This is a genomic window from Weizmannia acidilactici (assembly GCF_008974225.1).
Lineage (GTDB): Bacteria > Bacillota > Bacilli > Bacillales > Bacillaceae_C > Weizmannia > Weizmannia acidilactici.
Map to the genome: position 1 here is coordinate 42,324 of NZ_BKZR01000003.1, position 25,381 is coordinate 67,704.

Here is a 25,381-nt window from a genome sequence, read left to right on the forward strand (position 1 = left end):
ATCTTCACAAAAAAATTTATGCTTAGTCATTATATCACTTCTGGGCAGCTGTGAACACAAAAAACAGAAACTTTGCTTCACCCTGCTAAAGCGGCAAATATGTGCGGGAAGAGCACCCTTCACTTCCTAGCGTTGCCATTATCCCCGCCGCATATAAGGAAAAACTTTTACTCGCGGGCGGCACCAGCTTCCTGCATTTGCCTGAATTCGCTTTTTGAAACAAGGACGTCGCGTGGCCTGCTGCCTTTTGCTTCCGATATGATGCCCTGCTCCTCCATCATATCGACGAGGCGGGCCGCACGGTTATAGCCGATCCTGAAATTGCGCTGCAAAAGCGAAGTGGACGCGCTGCCCTGCTCAATGACAAATTCGCACGCATCCAAAAAAAGTTCGTCTTCCTCTTCATTCATTTGCGCCTGCACCATCAATTCTTCCGGCTTGAACAAATATTCGGGCTTTGCCATTTTTCTGGCGTGCAGCACAACATCATCGATTTCTCTGTCGCTTACAAAAGTGCCCTGCAGCCTGACCGGTTTGGAAGAGCCGTTTTCCAAAAACAGCATATCCCCTTTCCCAAGCAGTTTCTCCGCCCCGCCCGTGTCGATGATGGTGCGCGAGTCGACCTGCGAAGAAACGGAAAAGGCAATCCGTGTCGGAATATTGGCTTTAATTAAACCGGTGATGACATCCACGCTCGGCCGCTGCGTCGCGATGATCAAATGGATGCCGCAGGCGCGGGCTTTTTGCGCGATCCGGCAAATCGCATCTTCAACATCCGCTGGAGATGTCATCATCAAATCGGCAAGCTCGTCGATCACGATCACAATATACGGCAATTTCTCCGCAAAACACCGCGATTGTTCCGCCATTTGATTAAAGCGGTGGATGTCGCGCACACTTTCATGGGCGAACAGTTCATAACGCCTTTCCATTTCTTCCACCGCCCATTTTAATGCGGCCGTCGCCATCTTCACATCTGTAATCACAGGGCTAACCAAATGCGGGATATTGTTGTACGGTGCCAGTTCCACCATTTTTGGATCAATTAAAAGTAGTTTTAAATCGTGCGGCGCCGCTTTGTAAAGAAGCGACACCAGAATGGAATTGATGCAGACGCTTTTCCCGGACCCGGTGGCGCCGGCGATCAGCCCGTGTGGCATTTTTTGCAGGTCGGTCACAACCGGCTTTCCGGAAATGTCGAGGCCCATCGCAACGGTCAATGGCGAGGGGCCGTTTTGGAATGCCGGATCCCCGATAATTTCGCTTAACCGCACAGGGCGGCTTTTCACATTCGGGATTTCAATGCCGACCGTATGCTTGCCCGGGATCGGCGCCTCGATCCTTATATCTTTCGCGGCAAGGCTTAATTTTAAGTCGTCATTTAAGTTTGTAATTTTATTGACTTTTACACCCGGCTCAGGCTGTACTTCAAAGCGCGTCACGGATGGCCCCTGGCTCGCATTGACCACTTTGGCGCGGACATTAAAATTTTCAAGCGCCCGGTCAAGCGTTTCGCTTTGTTCGTTTATCCATTCAGCATCCCGGGTTTGTTTTACCGGCGGATCCAGCAGGGAAAGCGGCGGGAAAGCATACGGCTTCTCCCTGCCGTTTTCCGCCTGCGCTGCCATGCCAAGCGCCGGTTTTTCCTGCTGTATGCGCGGCGCTTCTTTTTTTGCAGCGATTTTTCTGCGGTCCTGGTTTAGCATCAATACATTAAATGGCAAGTGTTTCCTCTCTTTTTTAGGCTTCTCTTCCGTTTTTCCGGAAACATCCTGTGCTTCAATAGTTTCAACAGCCGCTGCTCCAACTTGTTCCGTTTCAGATGCCGTTTGCTGTTCTTCTTTCACCTGTTCCGTTTCAGATGGTTGAACGAGTCCGGATGCTTCTGTTTCTTTCTCCGCAGTCAACAGCTCTGTACCTTTACCGATAACATGCTCCTGCCGCTCTGTCCGGCCACCGGTTTCTTCCTGCAGGCTCGGGCCCGCTTCTAAAAACGCCTGTTCCCCGGCGGAATTTTCCAACGCATCAGAGGAGCCTTTTGTATAAGCTGCCGTTCCCGTTTGTGAAACGTCCTGCATCATTCCTTGCTGCGGTATCTCCGCCTCACCTTCCACAGAGAGGGGTCCCGGCGTTCCAAAAACCGCTTCAGGATCAGTTGTTGCTGCTATTTCCCCTGTCTGCGGATCCAATATTTGATCTGGGCTTCCCGTACCAGCTGCCCGGCCCATTGCCGCAGCTTCCCTTTGTTGCACTTTTTGAGCAGCCTTTTCTCCGGAAAGATTTTCAGACGTTTCCGATTGGGTCCCTGATATAGAATCTGTTCCGGTAAATGCCTGCACCTTTTCACCATGTGCTGACAAACCCGTTACTGGAGCCGCTTCCGCCGTATTTTGGCCAAAAACGGGTTCAAAATCAAGCGCCTGTTTTGTCACTTTTTCTATATCACAAATACGGATATCTTTTTGGTAATCGTCTTCCAGTTCATATTCAAAAACCGGTTCTTTCTGCTGAAGCGGCGGCCCGTTTTCCGGCCGTTTATACCCGTAAACCGGGGAAGGGATATCGGTCGGCCGGAAAGGATGGCTTCCCTTTTGCCCAATTTTTTCTCTTTTATAGCGGGTAATAGGCTGATGCGCCCTTAAATCAGGCTGCGGGCGCTCCAGCCCCTTTTTCGACGTACGGGCAGGAAGGGCGTCCTGATCCGGTATTACCGGAAAACGGAAATGGTTTTTCGGATATTGGTAAACCACACGGGTATCAATGTTTTTGTTTAACGTCCGGTGATTTTGGGCCGTTTCTGTTTCCTCTTCGTGCCCGCTGTCGTCTTTAAAGTATTTTGCCATTTTTTTAAACCAATTCACATTCATCACTCTTTCCCTTTGCTCCTGCGTCCGAAGAGTCCCCAAAAAATCCTGTCACTCTCCATTATACAAAGGAAACACATGTTTTTCGAGGGATTTTTTAACACAGCCCTTCCAGCATAAAAAAAACTGCGCTAGGCACATTATGATTGATACCATTTTAAAAGGAGGCAAGTAAATTGAAAGCTGCAAAAACATTGCTGGGCATCGGGCTTGCATCAGGCCTATTAATCGGATGCGGCAACAACAATAACCGTTCTAACGTGGACAACAACAATACGCGCCCTGTCCGCTATGATAACACGGCTGATAACAATGATGTTCGTTACAACAACGTCCGTTATAACACCCGGAATGACAACGGCACAAACAATACAAACTTGTTGGATAATGATGCCAACAACAATATGACAAACACGCAAAACGTCAGGGTCGCAAACAAAATCGCCCGCCGCGTTGAAGATTTAAAAGAAGTGGATAAAGCGAGAGTCATCGCTACGGATGACAATGCTTACGTGGCCGTATTGCTGGACAACAAGCAAAATAATGACAAATTGAACAAAAGTTTAAAAAACAAAATTGCAAAAGTTGTCAAGCAAACAGATAAGTCGATCGATGATGTGTATGTTTCCGAAAACCCGGATTTCTTTGACCAAATGAACGACTATGTAAATGATTTTCGGAACGGGCGCCCGATTTCCGGCTTCTTTGACCAGTTTAATGATACGGTCCAGCGTGTATTTCCGAACGGCAGCCGTTAAAAATCCGGCCACGAACCGCAGAGCGGGCGTGGCCTTTTCAAATGGTTAAGCCGGTAGCGGAAATTCCCGGCCAACCTCGTATTCGTCATCTAACACAAGGATGCCTTTCTTTTGCGGTGCATTCGGCAGCCCAAGTTCACGTGCCGAACAAATCATGCCGCTAGAAGCGACGCCGCGCAGCGAAGCATCTTTGATAATCATCCCGTTCGGCATGCAGGCGCCGACTTTCGCAACGACAACTTTTTGGCCGGCCTCCACATTTGGAGCGCCGCAGACAATTTGCAGCGTCTCATTGCCGACATCGACCTGGCAGATGCTCAAATGGTCGGAATCCGGATGCTTCACTTTTTCTTTCACATATCCGACAACGAATTTTGGAGATAGGTCGGCTTCAAGCTTTTCATCAAACCCGTTTTCAGCGAGAATCCCATTCAGCTTATCCATCAGTGCTTCCGTTAACTTTACTGGGCCTTTTGCATCAATCTCCATGTATTTTGATGCCCCGAAAATGTTATAGCCGGTGGTATCATTTGTCTTTTCATCATAAATGCGGGCAACATTGCCTTTTTTTTCAAAAGCGGTATGCTCCATATCTTTGATCATGATAATCAGCGTATCGCCGATTCCTTCGCGGTTGTAAAATACATTCATGAAACGAACTCCTTTCAAGATTTGCGCTTTTTGCCCATAATAAAGATCGGCTCCAGTTCGCCGTCTTTGTATAAAAACGAAAGGGCTGTAATCGGCACATGGCCGTTTGCAAAAAAGTTCATCGTCATTTGCGCCATTACATCATACCCTGTTTCATTCCGGATGTCACCTATAATTAAAACATCCTGGTGGGGAACGGCGACAACCATTTCCCCCTTCACTTTTTCTGCCATTTCTTTTAAAAATTTTTCATTCAAAATCCGGCTCGCATCATAACCGTCATTTGTATTTAAAAAATAAAAATCATTACCGGCCACCGTATCTTTTTTCATCTCCGTGGAAAGCGAACGCACATTAAAACGCGCCGTTTCGCGTACATGCTCCCCGCTCCAGCCTTCTTCTTCCAACAGTTTGAGATCGATCAGCCGGTATGTTTTCCCGAGGTCCAGGGCGTAATAAATGCGCGTTTCCGCCGTATGTTCATCCGTCAAAAACAGAACACCTTCGCGGGCTTCTTTTGGAAACGAAGAGGAGCGGATGACCGGGAAAATATACTTTTCCCGGCCCGAAAGTGGGTGGGCTTTCCCCATGACATTGAGCGCTTCTTCGGCATAATACACGACTTCATCGATCGCTTTTTCTTTTTGCGTATTCCATTTGGCCACAATCTCCGGTAGGGAAATATTCATTCCCTGATGGGTTGCCCCGTTTTCCACGCGGAGCACGTCTTTCTCACGATCATAGGAAAAAATTCTTCCTCCTTTTTCCAGCCGTTTTTGCAGCTCTTTTCTCATTTGTTTCGTATCCATTTTTTACGCCGCACCTCCCTCTATAAAATTTAGTTTTAGATTGCCATGACATTCACGCTGATCCAAGCAACTGGCAGCCGCCTTCCGAAAAAATCCCCCATCGGCATGATGGAGGGAAAAGCCAAATCAGGCAAGGCCTTCAATAAAGTTTTCCACTTCTTCTTTTGTTTTCCGGTCTTTACTGACAAAACGGCCGATTTCTTTGCCGTCGCGGTATGCGATAAAACTCGGGATGCCGTATACATCCAGTTCCCCGCATAAATCAATGAACTTATCTCGGTCAACATGGACAAACGTGTAATCGCTAAATTCTTTTTCAATTTCCGGCATAAACGGATCGAGGAAACGGCAGTCCGGGCACCACACCGCCGAAAACAAAAAGATATGCGCGCCGCTTTCTTTCAATTCATGAAATGCTTCTACAGATTGCAAGTCTTCCATTCGAGTACCTCCCAGTTATTTTCTGTCTTTTATTGTAACCTAAAATCGTGTAATTTTAAAAAACTGCGTCCGAAGCCGTTTTGGCTCTGGGCCAGCAGATTCCCTGCCTGGCTCCGTTTTAAAATATCGTTGGGCTTATTCAGCCGCGATTGGATTTTGTCACCGTTTTGATTGATGTTTTTGATGCTGCTTTCAGCGTTTTTCCCTTTTTCTTCATTGTAATATGTAAAGGATTTCCCTGTCGGACTGCGCAAAAAGCAGCTGGATCTCTGTTGCCATTTTTAGCTTTAAATAACTGTCCTGCACAATTTTCAGACATATTTTCATCAAAATGAGCCCAGTTGCTGCTGTGGCCAACAAAAAGGCGATGTTGCCAAAGCCTGAATATTGTTTTTTCTAAAAACCTGGGCTTTCTTCCTCCTGCCATATCGGTCTGTGCTTTGCGTCACGTATCTAAACGTATTGTTTTATCCGTCCCTTACAACGTGCAGTCAGCCAGTTGTAATCTATTCCTCATTTTCCACACATTATACCATGTGTTTGTGACAATTTTGTTACAAAGCAGTCCGCCAAAAGTATGATTTTAAAAGCCGGTCTTTTTTCCTAATGTAAAACAGGCAGGACTGCCCCGCCTGCACTGCAATCAATTGTTATGATACAAGTACTGTCCTAAAAGCAGTTTTGCAATATGGGTAAACATTTCCCCTCTTGTAACCAGCCCGTTTGTAAAAATACCGACCGCCCCTTCTTTTTCCCGGACATTTTCTTTTTGGGCGAAGTCTTCCATGACAGGGCCGAGTTCTTCGCCGCCGCGCAGTCGCACCGCAATTTCTTCGGGTAGAGGGATCCGCGCCCCGCCTGCAACATAAGTCCCGCCACCTTTTACCGTGAGTGCACCCCAATTGCATAAAAACATACCGTGCGGTGTCTCGGTGACGCCGCCTTCAAGCCCAATACCGATATCGGCATTTTTTAATTTGAGTACCGCTTTCGAACGGTTGACCGCGCCCGTAATCGTTTCTTCATCGGAAAACGGCTGCTCGTTAACGCCGGATGGAACGGCGGCAGGGGCAAATTCTGCTTTTTCCATCATTTCAAAAACGTTCCGGACGGCCGAAACTTTCGCCGGATTGATTGAACCAATTGCAATGATCAAATGTATTCACCTCAATGTTTTAACAATTACTTCCGCTGATGGCATCCACCGTTACCCGGTCGCAGGCCTGAACGAGTTTAATGATTAAAGCTTTCGCCGCCGCATAATCATCTACATGGAGGATTGATGCATGTGTGTGGATATAGCGGGCACAAACCCCGATGACGGCGCTCGGAATGCCTTCATTGGAAATATGGACGTTGCCGGCATCCGTCCCGCCGTTCGGGGCGACAAAATATTGGTAAGGGATACCGTTGCTTTCGGCGATATCAAGGACAAATTCGCGCATGCCCTTATGCGTCACCATTGTCCGGTCATAAATTCTCGGCAGCGCGCCTTTTCCAAGCTACCCGAACTGTTCCTTATCCCCGGAGGCGTCGTTCGCCGGGCTTGCATCAAGCGCAAAGAAAATATCCGGCCTGATCATCGCCGCAGCCGTTTTTGCCCCACGCGCCCCGACTTCCTCCATTACCGTTGCACCGGAATAGAGCGTATTCGGCAATTTCTTTCCTTGCAGTTCTTTTAATAATTCGATTGCTAGGCCGCAGCCGTATCGGTTGTCCCACGCCTTGGCAAGGATTTTTTTCGGGTTGGCCATCGGGGTGAAAGGGCAGACCGGCACGATCGCCTGCCCCGGCCTGATCCCGATTTTTTCCGCATCTTCCCGGGAATCCGCACCGATATCGATCTATTTTTGATGTCCATCGGCTTCGATTTTTGCGCTTCATACAAGAGATGCGGCGGAATCGAACTGACGACTCCGGCCACAGGACCGTTATCTGTCCAAATCTGCACGCGTTGGGCTAGCAGCACTTGGCTCCACCAGCCGCCGAGCGTTTGGAAGCGGATCAAGCCGTTATCGGTAATGGAGGTGACCATAAATCCGACTTCATCCATATGCCCGGCGACCATAACAACCGGGCCGTTTTCCTTTCCACGGCGGACGCCGAAAATACTGCCGAGATTGTCCTGCACGACTTCATCCGCATATTTTTGCAGCTGCTCTTTCATAAAATTCCGAACCGCATGCTCATTCCCGGGCGCGCCCGGAAGTTCAGTCAGCGTTTTAAATAATTCGAGCGTTTCTTATTCCATTTGTATGGCTCCTTTATTGGGTATGTACTTTTTTATTGTACAAGACGAAAAGGGAGGCTTCCAGTTTTTGAAATTTGGAGAGTAAATACGGAAACACCGATTTTCTGCAGATTACCGCTGATTTTTTTAAAGAAGGTATCTGCTGTTTTTCCGCTGATTAGGGGCCGCCGAATATGGCCACAATTTGTTGATACCGTGCAAAGATGCTCCCGTTTGTTAACTTTCCCTGCCGTTTCAGTGTATAATGATAGGCAAATGGCAATATATGCTGCAAAAAAGAAGAAAGGGTGGGCAAATATGAATTGGAAAACGTTTTTAGCAGGGATTGCAATTGGCGCAGCGGCGGGATATGCGGTCAATGAAACGGTGCACCAGACAGTGCCAACTTCTGCGGATTCAGTCCTTTCCAAAGTAAAAAAAGCGTTTAAAGAAAACGGACCGATCGACGGATCATGGATCCAAATGGCAGCAGAAGATTATGAAAAATACCCGTTCAAAACAAAGGTTTACCGCGGCGGGATTTCAATGACGGAAGGCGGCGAGAAAAAGCAGTACGAATTCATCGCCGATGCCAAAACCGGCATCGTGCTCGATGTGTATCCGATATAAGGGAGCCTTAAAAAAAAACGGTGGACATGCCAGGTGTTCACCGTTTTTCAGAAAATCATGATTCGGGATTTCTTTCCCTTTCCACTTTCGCAACAATATTCCCTTCCGCGTCCCATTTCAGCGCCCGGTAGATTGCATCGTGGTAAAATACAAACCAGGCATTTTCCTGTATTGCCTTATCAATCCATTTTTGTTTTTGGAAAATCGAAGTCATCGGATAGTCGTCATACGCCATGACCCACAGTGGATTGCGGTGCGCATGCGTCGGCAAAAGGTCCGCCATATGGATCCATTTTTCCCCGCCGGACTCCCCGGTAATTATCGCATGGCCGTCGCTGTGCCCGCCGGTATGGATCATTCGGACTGCACCTTCAATTGTGATCTCTTCTTTAAACGTCTGTACCTGGTCCTGCACAGCTTCCCAGTTTTCTTTCCAGTACGTGCTTTTTGAGCGAATGTTCGGATGGCACATTTCCTCCCACTCGGTTTCCGGCACATAGATCACCGCATTCGGAAATGAAGGAACATGCCTGTCCGCATCCGGTATGGTCAATCCGCATGCATGGTCGAAATGCAGATGCGTCATCAGGACGATATCGATATCTTCCCGCGCCAGGCCGAATTCTTTCAGAGACACATCAATCCTCGATTCCGCCGTCACACCGTAATTGCGTTTCTGCTTGTCCGTCAATTTGCCGTTCCCAATGCCGGCATCAATGATGATATTATTCCCGTTTAACTGGAAAAAAATCGGGTCTGTTCGCAGTTCAATCTGGTTTTTATCATTATACGAGTATTTTTTCGACCAAAGCGGCTTCGGAACAACGCCGAACATCGCGCCGCCGTCCAGGTGCGTAACGCCGCCGTCCAGCCAGTACAGCACCATTTCTCCGACTTTTAAATGTTCCATGTTTTTTCCCTCCTGATTATGTAACCGTTTCCTTAAAATGTATTCTCCGTCACTTCTTTTTTTCCTTTTTTTCGCGGTACGAAAAAGCGCCCCGTACTGCAAAACTTTTTGCAGTGCGGCGCGCGTTCAATTCCGGTATTTTGCTTCGCAGCGGTATATGCGCTGCCCTTTGGCGGAAAATTTTTCTTCATATTCCGTCATAATATTGCCTTCAAAACCGCTGTTATGCAGATCAAGGCTGATATTTTTCAAAAGCAGGCCGTATTCGGAAAAACTTTGCAGCGAGTATTCAAACAGGCCCTGGTTGTCCGTTTTGAAATGGATTTCCCCGCCTTCCACCAAAATATCCTCATACAGTTTTAAAAACATGCGGTATGTCAGTCGCCGCTTTTCATGGCGTTTTTTCGGCCAAGGATCGGAAAAATTTAAATAGATCCGCTCTACGTCACCTTTCGCAAAAAAATCGCGCAGCCTGCTGCCGTCCACGTTTAACAGCTTTACATTTCCGAGTTCTTTCTCAATCAGCTTGTCAAGGGCGGAAACAATCACGCTCGGCTGTCTTTCGATCCCGAGAAAATTGATATCCGGATGTTGTTCCGCCATCCCTGCGATAAATCTGCCCTTGCCTGTTCCGATTTCAATATGGAGCGGCCGGCTGTTCCCGAATAATTCCCGCCATTTGCCGCGCCATTTTTCCGGTTCGGGGACAACATATTGGGGATACTGCTTTATTTTATCTTCCGCCCATGGTTTATTCCGTAATCTCATGAAAGCACCTCGATTTATGGATTCCATTTGCATAAAAAAACATGTAAATCAAACAATAAATGTGTATGAAGGAAGTTTACGCCCCGCGTGAGTTGCGGGGAAAATAGCATGAATCCTTCGTACAAGCGGCGGCAGCCGTTTATGATGATAGCACGCAAACAGCTGCATATCAAAGTGAAGGATGTGTTCCATTTGACACTCAGTCATCGCGACCAGTTGAATTTATTAACCGATATTTTGTACGACCATCAGACAGACTGCTGCGGATCTGTTTCGGAATGTGAACAGTTGGAAAGGCTGGTAAAATCATTGCTGGTGAATCCCGCTGTCGGGGAAGATATGAAACAAATGCTGACAGATGTGTACAGCTACAGCCAGGCGGGGAAATATGCCCAGCATTTGGATGACCATATTGAAGCGCATCAAAGCAAATTAAGTGAATGGGTTGACCAGTTAAACACCTATTTTTAATGCCGGCGCACGCCGGAAAAACGAAAGAGGAACCGTTCAGCGGTTTCTCTTCCCATTTTCACGGCCATGGTAAACGATCTGCAAAAAATCAAGCCAGCGGCGCATCTCTTCCAACCGGTTTTTTTCCTTATGCCACCGGATCATGGCAATGGTTTGGAATATCGCATGCCACTTCATTCTTAAAGCCAAATCATCGGTCATCCCAATACCGTATTCCATGAGCCAATTTTCCCATTTTTCCGGCGGGATATACGAATACAGCAGCATGCCGATATCCATTGCCGGATCGCCGATCAGCGGGCCGTCCCAGTCGATCAGGAAAAGTTCATTCTCATCAGACAAAAGCCAGTTGTTGTGGTTTACATCGCCGTGGCAAACAACATAATCCTCATATTGGATGTTCGGCTGTTCTATTTCAAGAAATTGCAGGGCATCTGGCACCCCGGGCATCTCCAGCAATTCCTTCCCGATCCCGTGCTCCAAATCACCCAGCATATCGGCCGGCTTCATCGGCTCCATCCCAAGCCTCTGCAGCATATTCAAGAGCGGTTTGGACTCGTGAATTTTTTTCAGCAGTCTGGCAACGCGCTGTTCTTCCATTTCATAAGGTTCCAGTTCCCTGCCCTGCACCCACTGCTGGGCAGTAATGGTATCGCCATTTTCCATCCGTTTTGTCCAGACGAGTTTTGGGACAATCCCTTCGGCGGACAGCACCGCAAGAAACGGCGACGAATTCCGTTTTAAAAACAGGGTCTGTTCCTTATATTTGGCGTAGAAGGCTTCTCCTGTTGCCCCCCCGGCCGGTGTAATTTCCCAGCCATTTCCTAATATATCTTCCAACATCGTTCACCTTCAAATCCAGTAAGTCAACCTCATATCACTGTGATTCTATGTATACAATGATTTCCAAATACAAGCATTTTACACGAAAAATAAAGGATCTGTTAAAATTTTCTATAGTTTCCACAAAAGTTTCCGCAAACTTTGCAGGATCAACAACGGTCCAAAACAAAAAAAAGACAGCTATTGGCAAGTATCATTCAACAATAGCCACCTTTTAATAAATTTTATCTCTTTTTGACTTTTTTCGTCAAGCTGATTTTATCGTTTTCGTAGAATAATGGCGAAAAGCCAGATGCGATGCGTCCGGTATTTAAAAGGTTCCACCCTTCCGGGCAGATTTTCAATTCAATGGGGGTTCTGCCCACAATTTCCCCGTCGGCGTGGACGAGCAGTGGTGTGCTTGAAATGACTGACATTTTCGTTCCTGTAAAAGTGGACACTTCCTTAAAATATTCATGTTTCCCTAAAAAAACGGTGAAAAAGATCAACAAAAGTTTCAAGCGGGATAAATCATGCACGACTATCATATTCAGCATGCCGTCAGACGGATCCGCCACCGGGGAGATTTTCATGCCGCCCCCGTAATACGGTTGGTTGGAAACGGCCACCAACCATGTACGGCGGAAAACTTTCTTCACGCCATCCGCCGCAATTTCCACCGTCACCGGACGGTATTTAAACAGTTCCAGCACAAGGATCAGCACATAGGCCAGTTTCCCGAGAAGCACGCGGTTCAGCCATTTCTTCAGCTTCGAACGGTTGGCCCGTTCGGAAATGACAGCATCAAACCCGGCGCCGAGGCTGTTGACAAAATAGCCTTCTTTTCCGCCTGCCGTGAAGAAATGGCCGAGGTCATAAGCGGAGGGGCTTTCTTCAAGCATGCCGAAAATGGCGCGGATGCATGCTTGCGGTTTTTTCGGCAGCCTGTAGCCCCTCGCAAAGTCATTGCCGGACCCGGCCGGAATGTAGGCGACCGTCACATGGCTGAAATGATGCACGCCGTTAATGACTTCATGGATCGTACCATCTCCCCCGACTGCAACGAGCACAACCGGTTCCGCAAGCTTTTTTGCAAACTTTTCTGCTAGTTCTTTCGCGTGCCCCCTGTACTTTGAAAAATAAACATCATATTGCAGGCCTCCGAGCATTGCCTCCATTTTCTCCCATACTTTTAAACAGGCACCGTTTTTTGCCGCCGGATTGACAATAAAAATGAGTGGTTTCATACGATCATTCCCCGTCCCGTGAGTGATCTTCCAACTCCCGTCTTTTTCGTGCCACACTTTTTGCCAGACATTCGTTCAACAGCGCCTGTGCCGCCTTCAGCTGCATATATTTTAACGGCGACCGTAAATTCCGCTGGTGCCGGAACCACTCCATATGGGGCCGTTTGTCAAGGATATGCAGGCCCTGCGGCGCATCCGGCCAAGTAATGTAACCGTTCCGGCAAATCAGCCCTTTTTCAATCGGAATTGTGACACCATGCTGTTTCAAAATGCCGCGCACAATTTTCTCGGTCCGATCAAGCGCAATCACCGGGTTTAAAATTTTTTTCGCGTTTTTGCCTGCCCGCTTTTCCCAGAAATGGCTTTTTGAACCGAAAAAGACGGCATCTTTCTCTTCTTCCAAAAACGTTAAACACCATACTGCCAAAGGGGAAATCAATATCGTCTCCATTTCCAAAATGGCTTTTTTAAAAACAAAAACCGGTTTATACAGCAATAAAAATGTATCCGGAAATCTCTGCAAAAAATATTTTAAGTCCGCATCAAAATACAGGGCGGCTGGTATCGGGGAATCCTCTAGCAAAGTGGAACTTGCCCATTTGAGCTGGAACCTGAACAGCTGGTCCAAAAATAATTTTTTTAACTGGTCTTCCGTTTCCGGGAAAAACACGAGCTGCGGCGAAAATTGGAGTATACCCGGCTGAAAGGGGGCCACCGGTTCCGCGAGCTCTTCCATTTCAACTTCGTTCTTTTTTCTTAACCAATGTTTAATGCGCGAAAAAAGCTGCCGGGAATCTTCATCGGGGGCAGCCTCTTCTTCCTGTACCTCCTGCATTTGCCCTGCTGCCAGCCTGTTTTCCCAGTTTTCCCGGAATGTTTGCCACTGCTGTTTTTTCAGGCGTACAAATTGGTTTGTATAGCGGATGATATCCACCTCATACCGTGAAACATAATCTTGGATTTTCAACAACTGTCCCATAATCCGTCCCTTTACTTCAAATTCATGTTATTGGAGCCTAAGCGAAAAGACTGCTTCATTTCGTATTTCGGCATTCTGTCCAAATGCGTTTCATACAGCACGATCCGCTCAGCCTGGAAATGCGCAGGCTGCGGCAAAAAGCCGTCCAGCACCCCCGCCTGGAAAGGCAAATCTCCCCGCCATTTTCTTGCCAACGTGATATGTGGGTTAAAAGGCTTTTTATCAAGCCGGAAGCCCGTATCAAGGCAGCAGCGGGCCACCATTTTCTGGAGGCCGGAAAGGAGCTCTGAAGCGCGTGTCCCGGCCCATAACACACGCGGTTCATCTTTTTTGCCAAATGTTCCGAAGTGGTCAAGCACCAAAGGGAAACCACCATATTTTACAATTTCTCCGGCAATGGCCCGGTTTGCTTTTTCCAATTGGTCTTCTCCGGCTGCGCCAAGAAAGGCAAGGGTAATATGATAATCATCCCGGTGCACCCATCTTTGGAACGGCAGCCCCGTTTTCATATTTTCGGCGGCTTGCTGCAACACGGTTTTGATTTCCTCTGGCAGCCATACCGCGTAAAAATAATGATTCACCATTTTTCCGCCCCTATCCTGTTTATACTCATATTTATTTTAACAAATGGCCTTTTCCGCAAACAATGCCGGGTAACGGGAAATCCGCCCCGCCATCACGCAGGGACCGGCGAATCATCAACAATAAAATTTACCAGCACCAAGCAAAAAATCGGGTCCATATGACATATTCCGCGAGCTTCCGCCATATGATCATATCAAGCAGAAAAGTTTGATTTATTCGCCCGGAGGTATATACAAGATTTAAGGAGGGACACGTGTGAGAATTGGAGACCATGTCACTTACAAAGGAGAAACTTGCGGAATCATTTTTATTTACAAAAACGGCTACTTTGAACTGAAAAAGCCGTACTTCCATCAAATCGTCCTTGCCCACCCTTCGGAGCTCATGGTCTTCGGCGAAGAAACCGGGCGCTGCAGCTAACAAGACCCGGCCCAACCAGGAGCCGGGTCCCCTTTTTATTCCATTGTGCCAGATGCGAGTTGTGCTGAAAGCCCGTTGATTTCCCGTTCAAACGCATGCTGCAGTTTTCTCGTAACCGCACCCGGGGCCCCGTCTCCAACCATTTTTCCGTCAATTTGCACAATTGGCATCACTTCGGACGTCGTGCTTGTGATAAACACTTCATCCGCCCCCAATAAATCGTCAACCGTAAATGCTTCTTCCCGGACGGGGATCCCTTGTTTCCGGCAAATATCGAGGAGAACCTGCCTCGTGATCCCGTTCAAAATGAGGTTGGTTGCCGGATGTGTGGCCAATTCGTCGTTTTTCACGATAAAGACATTGGATGATGAACCTTCCGTCACCGTTTCTCCGCGGTGCTGGATCGCCTCATAGCACCCGTTTTCCACCGCTTTTTGTTTTGCAAGCACATTGCCGAGCAAATTCAGGCTTTTAATGTCGCAGCGGAGCCATCTAATATCTTCGGAAAGCACCGCTTTTACGCCTTTCTTCATTTTTTCAAGCGGCCGATCGAGTTCACTCGTATAGGCAACATACGTTGTTTCGCTTTTCTCCGGAAAATGGTGTTTCCGCTTGGCGGCGCCGCGCGTAAACTGCAAATACACGATTCCCGTGCCGACCCCGTTTGCCTCCACAAGCTTCTCCAATTGCGCGGTCAATTCCTGCGCTGTATACGGGATACGGAGTGAAAGTTTTTCGGCGCTCAAAAAAAGCCTGTTCAAATGCAATTCATTTGTAAAAAGCCTCCCGTGGTAAACCCTCACCACTTCGTAAATGCCATCCCCGAACTGATAACCGCGGTCTTCAATATCAATACTTGCATTTTCCCTGTCCATCAGCCTTCCGTTTAAAATCAGTTTCTCCATCTCGAAACCCCTTTGCCATTATTTTTGCTGTTGCTTTCCCGCCAATTCATAAATCGCCTGCGCATAAATCGCTGTTGCTTTGAGCAGATCTTCCACATACATGTATTCATTCTTTTGATGCATCACATCTTCGCGCCCCGGGAACAGCGCCCCGAACGCCACGCCTTTATCGAGCGCGCGCGCATATGTACCGCCGCCGATCGCCAGCAGTTCGGCTTTTTCTCCGGTTTGCTCTTCGTATACTTTTTGAAGCGTTTTGATCAATGGATCATTTTTGTCGACATGATGTGGTTTGCTATCCGAAAAATTGCCGAAAAGCAACCCGTCCTCTTTCAATTTCGACTCAATTTTCGTTTTTCCTGCTTCAATATCAAAAGTAACGGGATAGCGCATATTTAATCCTATGCGTCCGCCCTTTTCCCGATGATAGTTCATAATGCCAACATTGATAGTCAAATCCCCCGAAATGTCATCCTCATACTGGATGCCGAAGTTTTCGCCGCGCGACTTGTCAAAAAATTGGTTCAACGTCCCGATAAATTTGGCGCCTTGCGAATCCAGTCCAAACCGGCTTAAAAAATTCGCCAGGTAAAGTCCTGCACTCTTCCCGTTCCGCGGTTCGGCGCCGTGGGCCGATATGCCTTCCAATTTTAAAATCAATACGCCACCATCCACAAAATCCTTACCCGAAAGGCCTGTTTCCTTTTGATAATCCTGGAACTTCTGCAAAAGTTCCGCTTGTTCGCCGCGGATGGTCAAATGGGCTTCGGCATAATCCGGCACCATATTGTAACGGCGCCCCGATTCAAAAGACAAAATTTCTGCAAACGCCTGCGTATCTTCTTTCATTTGCGGCTCCTGAATGATATCAAAATCGGAAATTCCTTTTTCCGCGTAAATAATCGGAAAGTCTGCATCCGGCGAAAATCCGATGGCAGGCATTTCCTCATGCGCAAAATAATAGTCCATGCATCTCCAGTCGCTTTCTTCGTCCGTACCGACAATGAGGCGCACCTTTTTTTCAAGCGGCAGCCCGAGTTCTTTCACAATTTTCATCCCGTAATAAGCTGCCATTGTCGGGCCTTTGTCGTCACTGGAGCCGCGTGCATAAATTTTTCCGTCTTTTACAATCCCGCTGTACGGATCGACAGTCCAGCCATCCCCTTCCGGTACGACATCGACATGCCCGAGGATCCCGACGATTTCTTTTCCCGAACCCATTTCAATATGCCCGGCCAGGTTTCCGGCGTTTTTTGTTGTAAAACCGTCCTTATCACCCAAGTCCAGCATATACTGCAGCGCATCTTTCACCCCCCGGCCAAGCGGGGCTTCATCCGTCGCGTGTTCTTCATCCAGGACGCTCCTGATTTTCAAAATCCCTTGCAGGTCTTGAATGAGATCGTCTTTTCGTTTTAACACTTCATCCATCCACTTGATATCGGCCATGGTTTTCCCTCCTTTTTATAAACCATATCGCTCTTATTTTACTTCTTTTTTATTTTTTATAAAATAACATTATAGGCGAAAATCGCTAATCTTGGAAGTACGCCTTAAAAGAAAGCGCTACCAATTGTGTTCATAAATCAGGGTGACACTACATATTGTGTAGTAACCCACTAAAATATTTGTCAATTCTCACAAAAAGAGTTACAATATAATTGTTTGACATCTTAGAAAAAATTTTATGAAGAAAAGGGGTTGTCTGAACGGTAAAAGTTTCCTAAAACCTTATCATGTTGTGAAGCTGTTTGTCGTCTTTGTCTTTGGAAAAAAGATGAGGGAGTGGTATTTTGAAACCATCAACAGACCGCATGCTTACTCGTATTAAATCGATTTATGTGTTTATTAAAGAGAAAGGGACAGTGACGACCCAGGAACTGGTGGATGAGTTCGGCATCACTCCTCGCACGATTCAAAGAGATTTGAATGTGCTGGCATACAACGACTTAGTCAAAAGCACACACAGAGGGATATGGACAACAACCGATAAGAAAGTTAAGATGTCATCTTAAAGAAAGAAACAAAACATATTTGGAAAGCGGCAGCGGACAAATGCATTGCCGCTTTTGGCATGTTACGGGCTCTTTCGGTACAGCTCCAAGAGCGCCATTTCCGCCTCCGTCAATTCACGGTACGCCCCTGGCCCGAGTTATGCGTCCAGCATCATGGGCCCGATTGACAGCCTTTTTAAATTTCCCACTTTTTCCCAACCGCTTCGAACATCCGCTTCACATGATGGCATTTTCCTTCCGTAATCGTTCGTTCGATTTCTGAAATTTCTCCTGTTATTAAAATTTTTAGTTCAGCCGATTTTTCCGTATAACCATCATCAAGGAGAACACTGTTAAGGAAAATGCCAGCATCTTCTTCGCCGGCCCTGCCTTGATAACCGCGATACGTTTTTGGGACATGCTTTTTGCGTTTTGTCAAAAACTTAGCAAGCCTCTTGCCCGATCCCCCATTTCTGTTTGTGCCCCCTGCACGATTTTCGCATAATCTGGAGTATCCCGCTTGATAGGAGTGAACCGTATGAACTGCCAAATGGATCCTGCCCTGGCGCAGATGCTCCGGGAAATCATCCGTCAGCTGGATGAACTGGACAAACGGCTGAACAGGACGAATTTGCGTATTACGCAAATCGAACATTACATCCTCTATTTACAAGAACAGGATATATTGCCACGGTAAGGAGGAGGAAAAAGTGGTCCCCCTCCGCATTTCTTTTTACCGCATGTGGAGGAGTGCCTTTACCCTTTGTACCCTGACCCCAAACAGTTTGTCGGCAAGCCTCGATTTTAAGCCGAGGTAGGCGTACACGGCGGCACCGGCCAATGCGCAGATCACAACGATTAAAAAGGCATGCCATCTTGAGGACGGGGAGATGGCAAGCGTCAATCCTTTGTAGATGACGCCCACCACCGCCAGCATAACGGCGTTAAAAATCAAAATCAGGATCGTGCGCCGGATCACCGTCCGGTACGGATAGGCGGCAAAAACTTTAATCACGATAAAGCTGATCAGGATGGACGCCATATACCCGATCGCCGTCGCATAAACCGCGCCGATAATCCCGTACATCTTAATTAACGGGATATTCAAGCTTAGTTTAAAAAGCAGCCCGACAAGGAGGCTCAAAATCGTCCAGCGCTGTTCATTAATCCCTTGCATGATTGCGGCCGTAACGGAATAGAGAGAAAACAAAATCGCGACAGGTGCATAATGCATGAGCACACTGACCGAAATGGCGTTGTCCGTATTGTAAAAAATCGCAAAAATTGGCCTGGCCAACAGCGACATCCCGAGCGCGGCCGGCACCGTAATAAATAAAAGGACCTGCAGCGTTTGGTCGACGGAACGGATCAGCATATCCCGCTGCCTTTTCGCAAATGCTTCCGTGATCATCGGGACGAGTGTCATCGAAAAAGCGGTGGCAAGCGATACCGGAATAATGACCAACTTATGTGACTGGAAGTTTAAAATCCCAAGCTGCGTTTCCCACACTTTCCCGAGATTGATCGCTTCCATCCCGCGTTTCACCGTCAGCTGGTCAATCATTTGGTAAAGAGAATTGGCGATCCCGACGAACACGAACGGCAGCGCCGAAAGAATAATTTCTTTGTACATACTGAATACCGAAACATGCATTGTTCCCCTGTCCTGTTTCAAAAGCCGATCAAGGTGCGGCTTGCGCTTGACCCAGTACCAAATCAGAATGAGGAGGCTTGCAATACCTCCGACAAAAGCAGCAAAAGTCGCCGCGCTGATCGCGGATACGATGCTTCCGTGCAGGACATGCAAGATCACATATGCGCCGATCAGCATAAACAAAATCCGGACAAACTGCTCCACCACCTGCGAAACAGCGGAAGGCCCCATCGACTGGTGGCCCTGGAAAAAGCCGCGGATCAGACTCATCACCGGAATAATGATCAGCGCAAAACTGACCGCACGGATAACTGTTGTCACATCGGCTTTTGTAAATGCTTGTGCATCCTGTTTCCCGGCCATTGCCAAATCCGTAAAATATGGCGCAAAAATATACATCACAAGGAAGCCCAAAATGCCGGTCGCAAGCATCAAATACACGCTTGTCCTGAAGAGTTTGCGGCTGACCGCATATTCTTCGAGCGCATTATACTTTGCTACATATTTTGCAACAGCAAGCGGGACGCCTGCCGTGGAAATGCTGATAAAAATATTGTAAGGGACGTATCCAAACTGGTACAGTGCCTCAGGACCCGAGCCGCCGACAATCGCATCAAATGGGATAACATAAAACACCCCGAGAATTTTCGAAATAATGGTCCCAAGCGTCAAAATAAACGTGCCCCGCAACAAATTTGAAGACATAGAATCCCTTCCCGACCGAAATGATCTTCCGGCCGCCCATATACGGACGGACCTTTTTTCACACACTATAATGTAGTGTACCGCGAACGCCTTCACTTGACAATTTTTTTATGAAGAAATTTTTCCGGCATTTTGCGGCAGTTGTTTCTGCAAATCAAGATTTGCACAGACATTCCTTATATTTTACAATAATGTGGACAAAAAAGTAAAAGAGGTTTGGACATGAAAAGCGATTATGATGTCATTGTAGTGGGCGGCGGGCCTGCGGGGTTAATGGCCGCAATTGCAGCAGGGGAAACAAAGAGCCGCACGCTTCTTGTGGATAAAGGCAATAAACTGGGCCGGAAGCTGGCCATTTCCGGCGGCGGCCGCTGCAATGTGACAAACCAACTGCCGATAGATGAAATCGTGAAAAATATCCCGGGAAACGGACGCTTTCTTTACAGCGCATTTTCCGTTTTCAATAATGAAGATATCATTGCTTTTTTTGAAAAACTCGGCGTAGCCCTCAAGGAAGAAGACCACGGACGAATGTTTCCGGTTTCGAATAAAGCCCAGTCGGTTGTCGATGCCCTATTGAAAAAGTTAAAAGAACTGCATGTTGAGATCAAGGTAAATTCCCCGGTGAAAAAAGTATTGTTTGAAAACGGTGCGGCGGTGGGCATCCTGCTTGAAAGCGGCGGGAAAATCCGGGCAAAAGCAGTGATTGTCGCATCAGGCGGCAAATCCGTTCCGCAGACCGGTTCAACAGGCGACGGCTACCCGTGGGCGAAAGAAGCCGGTCATACCATTACCGAACTGTTCCCGACTGAAGTGCCGGTCACATCGGACGAACCGTTTATCCGCGACAAGACGCTCCAGGGCCTCTCGCTCCGCAATGTCGGCGTGAGCGTACTGAATCCAAAAGGAAAACCGATCATCACCCATCAAATGGATATGCTGTTTACCCATTTTGGCGTTAGCGGGCCGGCCGTCCTCCGCTGCAGCCAGTTTGTCGTAAAAGCGATGAAAAAGTGGAAGCTTGATCATGTAGAAATGTCTATTGATGCAATGCCTGAAAAAAATGAAGAACAAATTTTTCAAGAACTTACCAAGGCGGATCCGAGGAAAGCAATCAAAAATGGACTAAAAGGGTTTTTACCGGAAAGATATTTGCTATTTTTACTTAAAAAAAAGCGGTATAGACCCGAACGCTCCCGCTTACGCCGTTTCCCGCGAGGCGCTGCGCACGCTCGCCGGGGAAAATGAAGCATTTCCGCTTCCGGGTGAACGGGACACTGCCGCTTGAAAAAGCTTTTGTAACGGGCGGCGGCGTATCCGTCAGAGAAATCGAGCCGAAGACAATGGCCTCAAAGCTCATGCCCGGGCTTTATTTTTGCGGCGAGGTGCTTGATATTTACGGTTACACAGGCGGCTACAACATTACTGCCGCGCTTGTCACGGGCCGCCTTGCCGGAATGAGTGCCGGCACCTATGCTTTACAAAAGTGAAAATTCGGGGCTGCCCAATGGTTAAGGCAGCCTCGTTTGATATGTTTTTAAAGACACATTGCCTGAAATGTTTGCTGTTCCAAAATCCCCGAAATCATTTATGGTACAGGATCATGGCTGAAAAGCAGTAAATTTGCTCATCGCCGGGTTCCATCATGGCCGCAATATTGTATTTAATGTCAATGAGCTGATCTTCATCCATTTTTTGCAAAAACTCGTTCATGCTTTCTTCAAGGTCTTTTTCATGCTCGCAGTCGAAAAGCTTTACTTGCACCATTGTGATCCCTCCTTTATCAGGATCCATTCTTTCCAATTTCAGAACATTTTAAACTGAATCTTCAATTTTTAAGACCCATTTTGAAAAAGAAAAAAATAACGGGAAACTAAGGCAGTATATAAGGAATGAGCAGAAAAGGTTCCACCCATTCAAATAATGGAACACGCCGAACAAATCGGAAATGCCTTCCAGTATCGTAGAAGCGGAAATCCAGGCCAACAGGTAAAAAATTTTAAACTGCTTTGATGAAAACCTCGGCAAAAACATTTTCAGTAAATTGATAAATATATAGCCATATAAAATGTACACCGAAAAATACATAATGATATCGAATAATTCATGCCGGTGGGAATCAAATGTGTCATAAAAATTTCCAGGGTACGTGACGCCGATGACTTCATCGGCAAAACAGGAAACAGCCGAGAAAAACAAACCGGTCGTGATACCAGCTGTGCGTGATACGGATTTTGGCAAAATCCATACGGCAAAAATGAGTGCAGCAAGGGATACAAGGACATAAATTTCATTTTGGTCAAATCGTTCAGGAAGCATTCTGGGCCGCCCCCTTTTTTCCAAAAAGCTTAAATAGCACATCCCCGGTATGGGCTGCAGCAAGCCCGAAAAAAAAGAAAACAAACAAATACCTCCAAGACCATTCCCGTGCAAACAGGACGCCGGAAAATTGCAATACCGCCAAATAGGCCGCAAATACGGGGAAGAAAGCGGCTGTTGTTCCGGATTTCAATGCAGGAAACTTTGTTCGATGCCAAAAATGTAAATAAAGGAGAAACAAGAACGGGAACTGAAACAGGATGAGCTGTCTTGAAATAAAAATGATCGGTATATGGCGGTCATGGATCCAGCGCAGATTAAGTTCCATTATCCTCAGGATATTGACCGTCCAGCAGTAAAGCCATAAGTAAAGCCCCATTGTTTTCAGTTTTTCTTTTTTGGCCGTACGACAACAAAATAAGAACAGAACAACCCCTGCAAAAACTGGGAATAAAATGACCATTTGCCCGTTCCCCTTTTTTATGAAATAAATGTTAAGCATAGTTTGCCGTTTCCTATGAAAAATTATGAATCTGCCTTCATATAAAAAACAGGCCTTGCAGCCCAATCGATGCAAAGGCCTGTTTTTTAAAGCGGTTAGTTCGCCACAATATTCACCAGTTTGCCTGGAACGACAATCACTTTGCGGACGATTTTCCCTTCTGTAAATTCTTTTACTTTTTCATCCGCCAACGCGAGTTTTTCCATCTCTTCACGGCCCATATTGCGATCAATCATCACTTTGTTGCGCACTTTGCCGTTCACTTGCAGGACGATTTCAACTTCATTGTCAACGAGTTTTGACGCATCAAACGTTGGCCATGCTTCGTACGTAATCGTGCCCTTGTGCCCAAGTTTTTCCCAAAGTTCTTCAGCAATATGCGGGCAAAACGGCGAGAGCATTTTCACAAAGCCTTCCGCATAAGCTTTCGGCAAAATATCTGTTTTATACGATTCGTTGATGAACACCATCAATTGCGAAATGGCCGTATTGAAATGGAGAGCATCGATATCTTCCGACACTTTTTTCACAGTCATATGGTACGTTTTTTCAAGCGCCGGGTTCGCTTTGTCCTGGATTTTTGCCGCGAGGCTGCCATCTTCGTCAACAAATAGTCGCCAAATCCGGTCAAGGAAGCGCCGCGATCCATCAAGGCCGTTTGTTGACCAGGCGATAGAGGCATCAAGCGGCCCCATAAACATTTCATACAAACGCAACGTATCGGCCCCGTGCGATTCGACAATGTCATCCGGATTTACGACGTTCCCCCTCGATTTGCTCATCTTTTCATTGTTTTCGCCGAGGATCATGCCTTGGTTGAACAGTTTTTGGAACGGTTCTTTCGTCGGCACAACGCCGATATCGTATAAAAACTTATGCCAGAAACGGGCGTACAATAAGTGGAGGACCGCATGCTCGGCACCGCCGATGTAAATGTCAACCGGCAGCCATTTTTTCAGTTTTTCCGGATCTGCCAGCGTTTCTTTATTATGCGGGTCGATGAAACGGAGGAAGTACCAGCAGCTTCCCGCCCATTGCGGCATTGTGTTTGTTTCGCGGCGACCTTTTTTGCCTGTTTGAGGATCCACCACATTGACCCAGTCTTCGATATTGGCAAGCGGCGATTCGCCTGTGCCGCTTGGCTTGATTTCGGTCGTTTTCGGCAGCATGAGCGGCAGTTCTTCTTCCGGCACAGCGGTGGTCGTGCCGTCTTCCCAATGGATGATCGGGATCGGTTCGCCCCAGTAGCGCTGGCGGCTGAACAACCAATCACGCAGGCGGTATGTCACTTTTTTCTGCCCGATGCCTTTTTCTTCTAGCCATTCGATCATGCGTGAGATTGCCGTTTGTTTGTCAAGCCCGTTCAAAAATCCGGAATTAATATGCTCGCCGTCACCGGTATAGGCTTCTTTTTCAATATTGCCGCCGGCTACAACTTCTTTGATCGGCAAATTAAATTTGCGCGCAAATTCGTAGTCGCGTTCATCATGGGCCGGCACCGCCATGATCGCGCCTGTCCCGTAGCTCATCAAGACATAATCGGCAATCCAGATCGGCATTTTTTCGCCGTTGACCGGATTGACCGCATAAGCGCCAGTGAACACGCCGGTTTTTTCTTTTGCGAGATCCGTCCGTTCAAGGTCGCTCTTCGATTGGATCTGTTCCAAGTAAGCCGCGATCGCATCTGCCTGTTCCGGCGTTTTGATTTTATCAACCAAAGGATGCTCCGGCGCCAGTACCGCATAAGTCGCGCCGAACAGCGTATCCGGGCGGGTCGTGAAGACGGTGAAGGTTTCATCGGTGCCGTCGATGTTGAATATCACTTCCGCCCCTTCCGAACGGCCGATCCAATTGCGCTGCATGTCTTTAATGCTTTCCGGCCAATCGAGCTCTTCCAAATCTTCAAGCAGCCGGTCCGCATAAGCGGTGATTTTCAGCATCCATTGGCGCATCGGCTTGCGGATTACCGGATACCCGCCGCGTTCACTCTTGCCGTCGATCACTTCTTCGTTGGCAAGTACGGTCCCGAGCGCCGGGCACCAGTTGACAGGCACTTCATCCACATATGCAAGCCCCCGTTTCCATAACTGCAGGAAAACCCACTGCGTCCACTTGTAATACTCCGGATCCGTTGTGTTAATTTCCCTGTCCCAATCGTAGGAGAAACCGAGCGACTTGATCTGACGGCGGAACGTGTTAATATTTTTTTCCGTGAAAACGGCCGGGTCGTTTCCCGTATCAAGCGCGTATTGCTCAGCCGGAAGCCCGAACGCATCCCAGCCCATTGGATGCAGCACATTGTACCCCTGCATCCGTTTTGTGCGCGCCAAAATATCGGTTGCCGTATAACCTTCCGGATGCCCGACGTGCAGGCCGGCGCCTGAAGGATACGGAAACATATCGAGCGCATAAAATTTCGGTTTATTTGAATCTTCGTCCGTACGGAAAGTTTTATGCTCTTCCCAGTACTTCTGCCATTTCTTTTCGATTTTCCGGTGATCAAAACTCATCTGAAACTCCTCCTTCTGTATGTATCCCGATTGACAATAAAAGCAATGCAAAAACCCCCCCATCCCAAGGAATTGGGACGAGAGGGCCACTCCCGCGGTACCACCCAGATTAGTGCAAGCACTCACTTCATTATCCTTAACGCGGAAAACGGCAAATACTAATGAATCCGTTCATATTTGCAACTCAAAGGCGAGTTCATGGGGGTTTCT

Annotated in this window: 26 protein-coding genes, 2 pseudogenes and 1 other annotated feature (1 of these 29 running past the window's edge); of the genes and pseudogenes, 7 read left to right on the forward strand and 21 right to left on the reverse strand. The window is 47.4% G+C overall.

Annotated elements, in window-relative coordinates:
- Positions 1-167: 167 nt before the first annotated feature.
- Positions 168-2,861: a DNA translocase FtsK gene (locus GBH70_RS01620; RefSeq protein ID WP_443098250.1), complete on the reverse strand. Its 2,694-nt coding sequence runs from the start codon at positions 2,859-2,861 to the stop codon at positions 168-170.
- 179 nt (positions 2,862-3,040) lie between these two features.
- Between GBH70_RS01620 and GBH70_RS01625 the strand changes: the two genes are divergently transcribed.
- A complete protein-coding gene (locus tag GBH70_RS01625; protein WP_151679400.1) occupies positions 3,041-3,622 on the forward strand; it encodes a YhcN/YlaJ family sporulation lipoprotein in 582 nt (193 codons plus the stop codon).
- A gap of 45 nt (positions 3,623-3,667) precedes the next feature.
- Here GBH70_RS01625 and ytpR read toward each other — a convergent pair whose 3' ends face one another.
- The 6 genes and pseudogenes from ytpR to GBH70_RS01655 all read right to left on the reverse strand — a co-directional run bounded on the left by ytpR (position 3,668) and on the right by GBH70_RS01655 (position 7,741).
- Positions 3,668-4,273 (reverse strand): YtpR family tRNA-binding protein, encoded by a 606-nt coding sequence (ytpR, locus tag GBH70_RS01630; RefSeq protein WP_151679401.1) that lies wholly within the window; start codon positions 4,271-4,273, stop codon positions 3,668-3,670.
- Between the two features lie 14 nt (positions 4,274-4,287).
- A complete protein-coding gene (locus tag GBH70_RS01635) occupies positions 4,288-5,082 on the reverse strand; it encodes a DUF1444 domain-containing protein (protein ID WP_151679402.1) in 795 nt (264 codons plus the stop codon).
- Between the two features lie 126 nt (positions 5,083-5,208).
- Entirely contained in the window at positions 5,209-5,523 is a 315-nt protein-coding gene (locus GBH70_RS01640) for a thioredoxin family protein (RefSeq protein WP_151679403.1), read from the reverse strand.
- 139 nt (positions 5,524-5,662) lie between these two features.
- Positions 5,663-5,950, reverse strand: a complete 288-nt coding sequence (locus tag GBH70_RS01645; RefSeq protein ID WP_151679404.1) for a hypothetical protein — start codon at positions 5,948-5,950, stop codon at positions 5,663-5,665.
- A gap of 216 nt (positions 5,951-6,166) precedes the next feature.
- On the reverse strand, positions 6,167-6,679 hold the full coding sequence (locus GBH70_RS01650; protein ID WP_172967443.1) for a DUF84 family protein: 513 nt from the start codon (positions 6,677-6,679) through the stop codon (positions 6,167-6,169).
- A 19-nt stretch (positions 6,680-6,698) separates the two neighbouring features.
- Positions 6,699-7,741: pseudogene (locus GBH70_RS01655) on the reverse strand (M42 family metallopeptidase).
- A gap of 330 nt (positions 7,742-8,071) precedes the next feature.
- Here GBH70_RS01655 and GBH70_RS01660 point away from each other — a divergent pair.
- Entirely contained in the window at positions 8,072-8,383 is a 312-nt protein-coding gene (locus GBH70_RS01660; protein ID WP_151679405.1) for a PepSY domain-containing protein, read from the forward strand.
- Positions 8,384-8,438: 55 nt separating this feature from the next.
- Here GBH70_RS01660 and GBH70_RS01665 read toward each other — a convergent pair whose 3' ends face one another.
- The gene (locus GBH70_RS01665; RefSeq protein WP_151679406.1) at positions 8,439-9,293 is read right to left on the reverse strand and encodes a YtnP family quorum-quenching lactonase; all 855 of its coding nucleotides are present in this window, start codon (positions 9,291-9,293) and stop codon (positions 8,439-8,441) included.
- Between the two features lie 126 nt (positions 9,294-9,419).
- Positions 9,420-10,061: a tRNA (guanosine(46)-N7)-methyltransferase TrmB gene (trmB, locus tag GBH70_RS01670; protein WP_151679407.1), complete on the reverse strand. Its 642-nt coding sequence runs from the start codon at positions 10,059-10,061 to the stop codon at positions 9,420-9,422.
- 108 nt (positions 10,062-10,169) lie between these two features.
- Here trmB and GBH70_RS01675 point away from each other — a divergent pair, with 108 nt between their 5' ends.
- Positions 10,170-10,532, forward strand: coding sequence for a YtzH-like family protein (locus GBH70_RS01675; protein ID WP_371862159.1), 363 nt, complete (start codon positions 10,170-10,172; stop codon positions 10,530-10,532).
- A 36-nt stretch (positions 10,533-10,568) separates the two neighbouring features.
- Here the strand turns inward: GBH70_RS01675 and GBH70_RS01680 are convergent, their stop codons facing one another.
- The 4 genes from GBH70_RS01680 to thpR all read right to left on the reverse strand — a co-directional run bounded on the left by GBH70_RS01680 (position 10,569) and on the right by thpR (position 14,164).
- Positions 10,569-11,375, reverse strand: a complete 807-nt coding sequence (locus GBH70_RS01680) for a phosphotransferase family protein (protein ID WP_151679408.1) — start codon at positions 11,373-11,375, stop codon at positions 10,569-10,571.
- A gap of 224 nt (positions 11,376-11,599) precedes the next feature.
- The gene (locus GBH70_RS01685) at positions 11,600-12,601 is read right to left on the reverse strand and encodes a diacylglycerol/lipid kinase family protein (protein ID WP_151679409.1); all 1,002 of its coding nucleotides are present in this window, start codon (positions 12,599-12,601) and stop codon (positions 11,600-11,602) included.
- 4 nt (positions 12,602-12,605) lie between these two features.
- A complete protein-coding gene (locus GBH70_RS01690) occupies positions 12,606-13,580 on the reverse strand; it encodes an NERD domain-containing protein (protein ID WP_151679410.1) in 975 nt (324 codons plus the stop codon).
- A gap of 11 nt (positions 13,581-13,591) precedes the next feature.
- Positions 13,592-14,164, reverse strand: a complete 573-nt coding sequence (thpR, locus tag GBH70_RS01695; RefSeq protein WP_151679411.1) for an RNA 2',3'-cyclic phosphodiesterase — start codon at positions 14,162-14,164, stop codon at positions 13,592-13,594.
- Between the two features lie 256 nt (positions 14,165-14,420).
- Here thpR and GBH70_RS16605 point away from each other — a divergent pair, with 256 nt between their 5' ends.
- Positions 14,421-14,585, forward strand: a complete 165-nt coding sequence (locus tag GBH70_RS16605) for a hypothetical protein (RefSeq protein ID WP_172967442.1) — start codon at positions 14,421-14,423, stop codon at positions 14,583-14,585.
- A 35-nt stretch (positions 14,586-14,620) separates the two neighbouring features.
- Here GBH70_RS16605 and dat read toward each other — a convergent pair whose 3' ends face one another.
- Both dat and pepV read right to left on the reverse strand, forming a co-directional pair.
- The gene (dat, locus tag GBH70_RS01700) at positions 14,621-15,490 is read right to left on the reverse strand and encodes a D-amino-acid transaminase (protein ID WP_151679412.1); all 870 of its coding nucleotides are present in this window, start codon (positions 15,488-15,490) and stop codon (positions 14,621-14,623) included.
- A gap of 18 nt (positions 15,491-15,508) precedes the next feature.
- Positions 15,509-16,936 carry a dipeptidase PepV gene (pepV, locus tag GBH70_RS01705; protein WP_151679413.1) on the reverse strand — a complete coding sequence of 476 codons (1,428 nt, stop codon included), beginning with the start codon at positions 16,934-16,936 and terminating at the stop codon, positions 15,509-15,511.
- A gap of 344 nt (positions 16,937-17,280) precedes the next feature.
- Here pepV and GBH70_RS01710 point away from each other — a divergent pair, with 344 nt between their 5' ends.
- Positions 17,281-17,502 (forward strand): DeoR family transcriptional regulator, encoded by a 222-nt coding sequence (locus GBH70_RS01710; RefSeq protein ID WP_151679414.1) that lies wholly within the window; start codon positions 17,281-17,283, stop codon positions 17,500-17,502.
- A 175-nt stretch (positions 17,503-17,677) separates the two neighbouring features.
- Here the strand turns inward: GBH70_RS01710 and GBH70_RS01715 are convergent, their stop codons facing one another.
- Positions 17,678-17,920, reverse strand: coding sequence for a pseudouridine synthase family protein (locus GBH70_RS01715; protein ID WP_151679415.1), 243 nt, complete (start codon positions 17,918-17,920; stop codon positions 17,678-17,680).
- 99 nt (positions 17,921-18,019) lie between these two features.
- Between GBH70_RS01715 and GBH70_RS16610 the strand changes: the two genes are divergently transcribed.
- Entirely contained in the window at positions 18,020-18,178 is a 159-nt protein-coding gene (locus GBH70_RS16610; RefSeq protein WP_172967441.1) for a hypothetical protein, read from the forward strand.
- A gap of 36 nt (positions 18,179-18,214) precedes the next feature.
- Here GBH70_RS16610 and GBH70_RS01720 read toward each other — a convergent pair whose 3' ends face one another.
- Positions 18,215-19,840 carry a putative polysaccharide biosynthesis protein gene (locus GBH70_RS01720; RefSeq protein ID WP_151679416.1) on the reverse strand — a complete coding sequence of 542 codons (1,626 nt, stop codon included), beginning with the start codon at positions 19,838-19,840 and terminating at the stop codon, positions 18,215-18,217.
- A gap of 222 nt (positions 19,841-20,062) precedes the next feature.
- Between GBH70_RS01720 and GBH70_RS01725 the strand changes: the two are divergent.
- A pseudogene (locus tag GBH70_RS01725) lies at positions 20,063-21,330 on the forward strand (BaiN/RdsA family NAD(P)/FAD-dependent oxidoreductase).
- A 94-nt stretch (positions 21,331-21,424) separates the two neighbouring features.
- On the opposite strand, the gene GBH70_RS01730 reads toward GBH70_RS01725, so the two are convergent.
- The 4 genes from GBH70_RS01730 to leuS all read right to left on the reverse strand — a co-directional run bounded on the left by GBH70_RS01730 (position 21,425) and on the right by leuS (position 25,171).
- Positions 21,425-21,607, reverse strand: a complete 183-nt coding sequence (locus GBH70_RS01730) for a sporulation protein Cse60 (protein ID WP_151679417.1) — start codon at positions 21,605-21,607, stop codon at positions 21,425-21,427.
- 48 nt (positions 21,608-21,655) lie between these two features.
- Positions 21,656-22,159, reverse strand: a complete 504-nt coding sequence (locus GBH70_RS01735; RefSeq protein ID WP_151679418.1) for a hypothetical protein — start codon at positions 22,157-22,159, stop codon at positions 21,656-21,658.
- A complete protein-coding gene (locus tag GBH70_RS01740; RefSeq protein ID WP_151679419.1) occupies positions 22,149-22,622 on the reverse strand; it encodes a hypothetical protein in 474 nt (157 codons plus the stop codon). Before GBH70_RS01740 ends, GBH70_RS01735 begins: the two co-directional genes overlap by 11 nt.
- A 134-nt stretch (positions 22,623-22,756) precedes the next feature.
- Positions 22,757-25,171 carry a leucine--tRNA ligase gene (gene leuS / locus GBH70_RS01745; protein WP_151679420.1) on the reverse strand — a complete coding sequence of 805 codons (2,415 nt, stop codon included), beginning with the start codon at positions 25,169-25,171 and terminating at the stop codon, positions 22,757-22,759.
- A 70-nt stretch (positions 25,172-25,241) separates the two neighbouring features.
- Positions 25,242-25,381: a binding site (T-box leader), on the reverse strand; it runs 72 nt beyond the window's last position.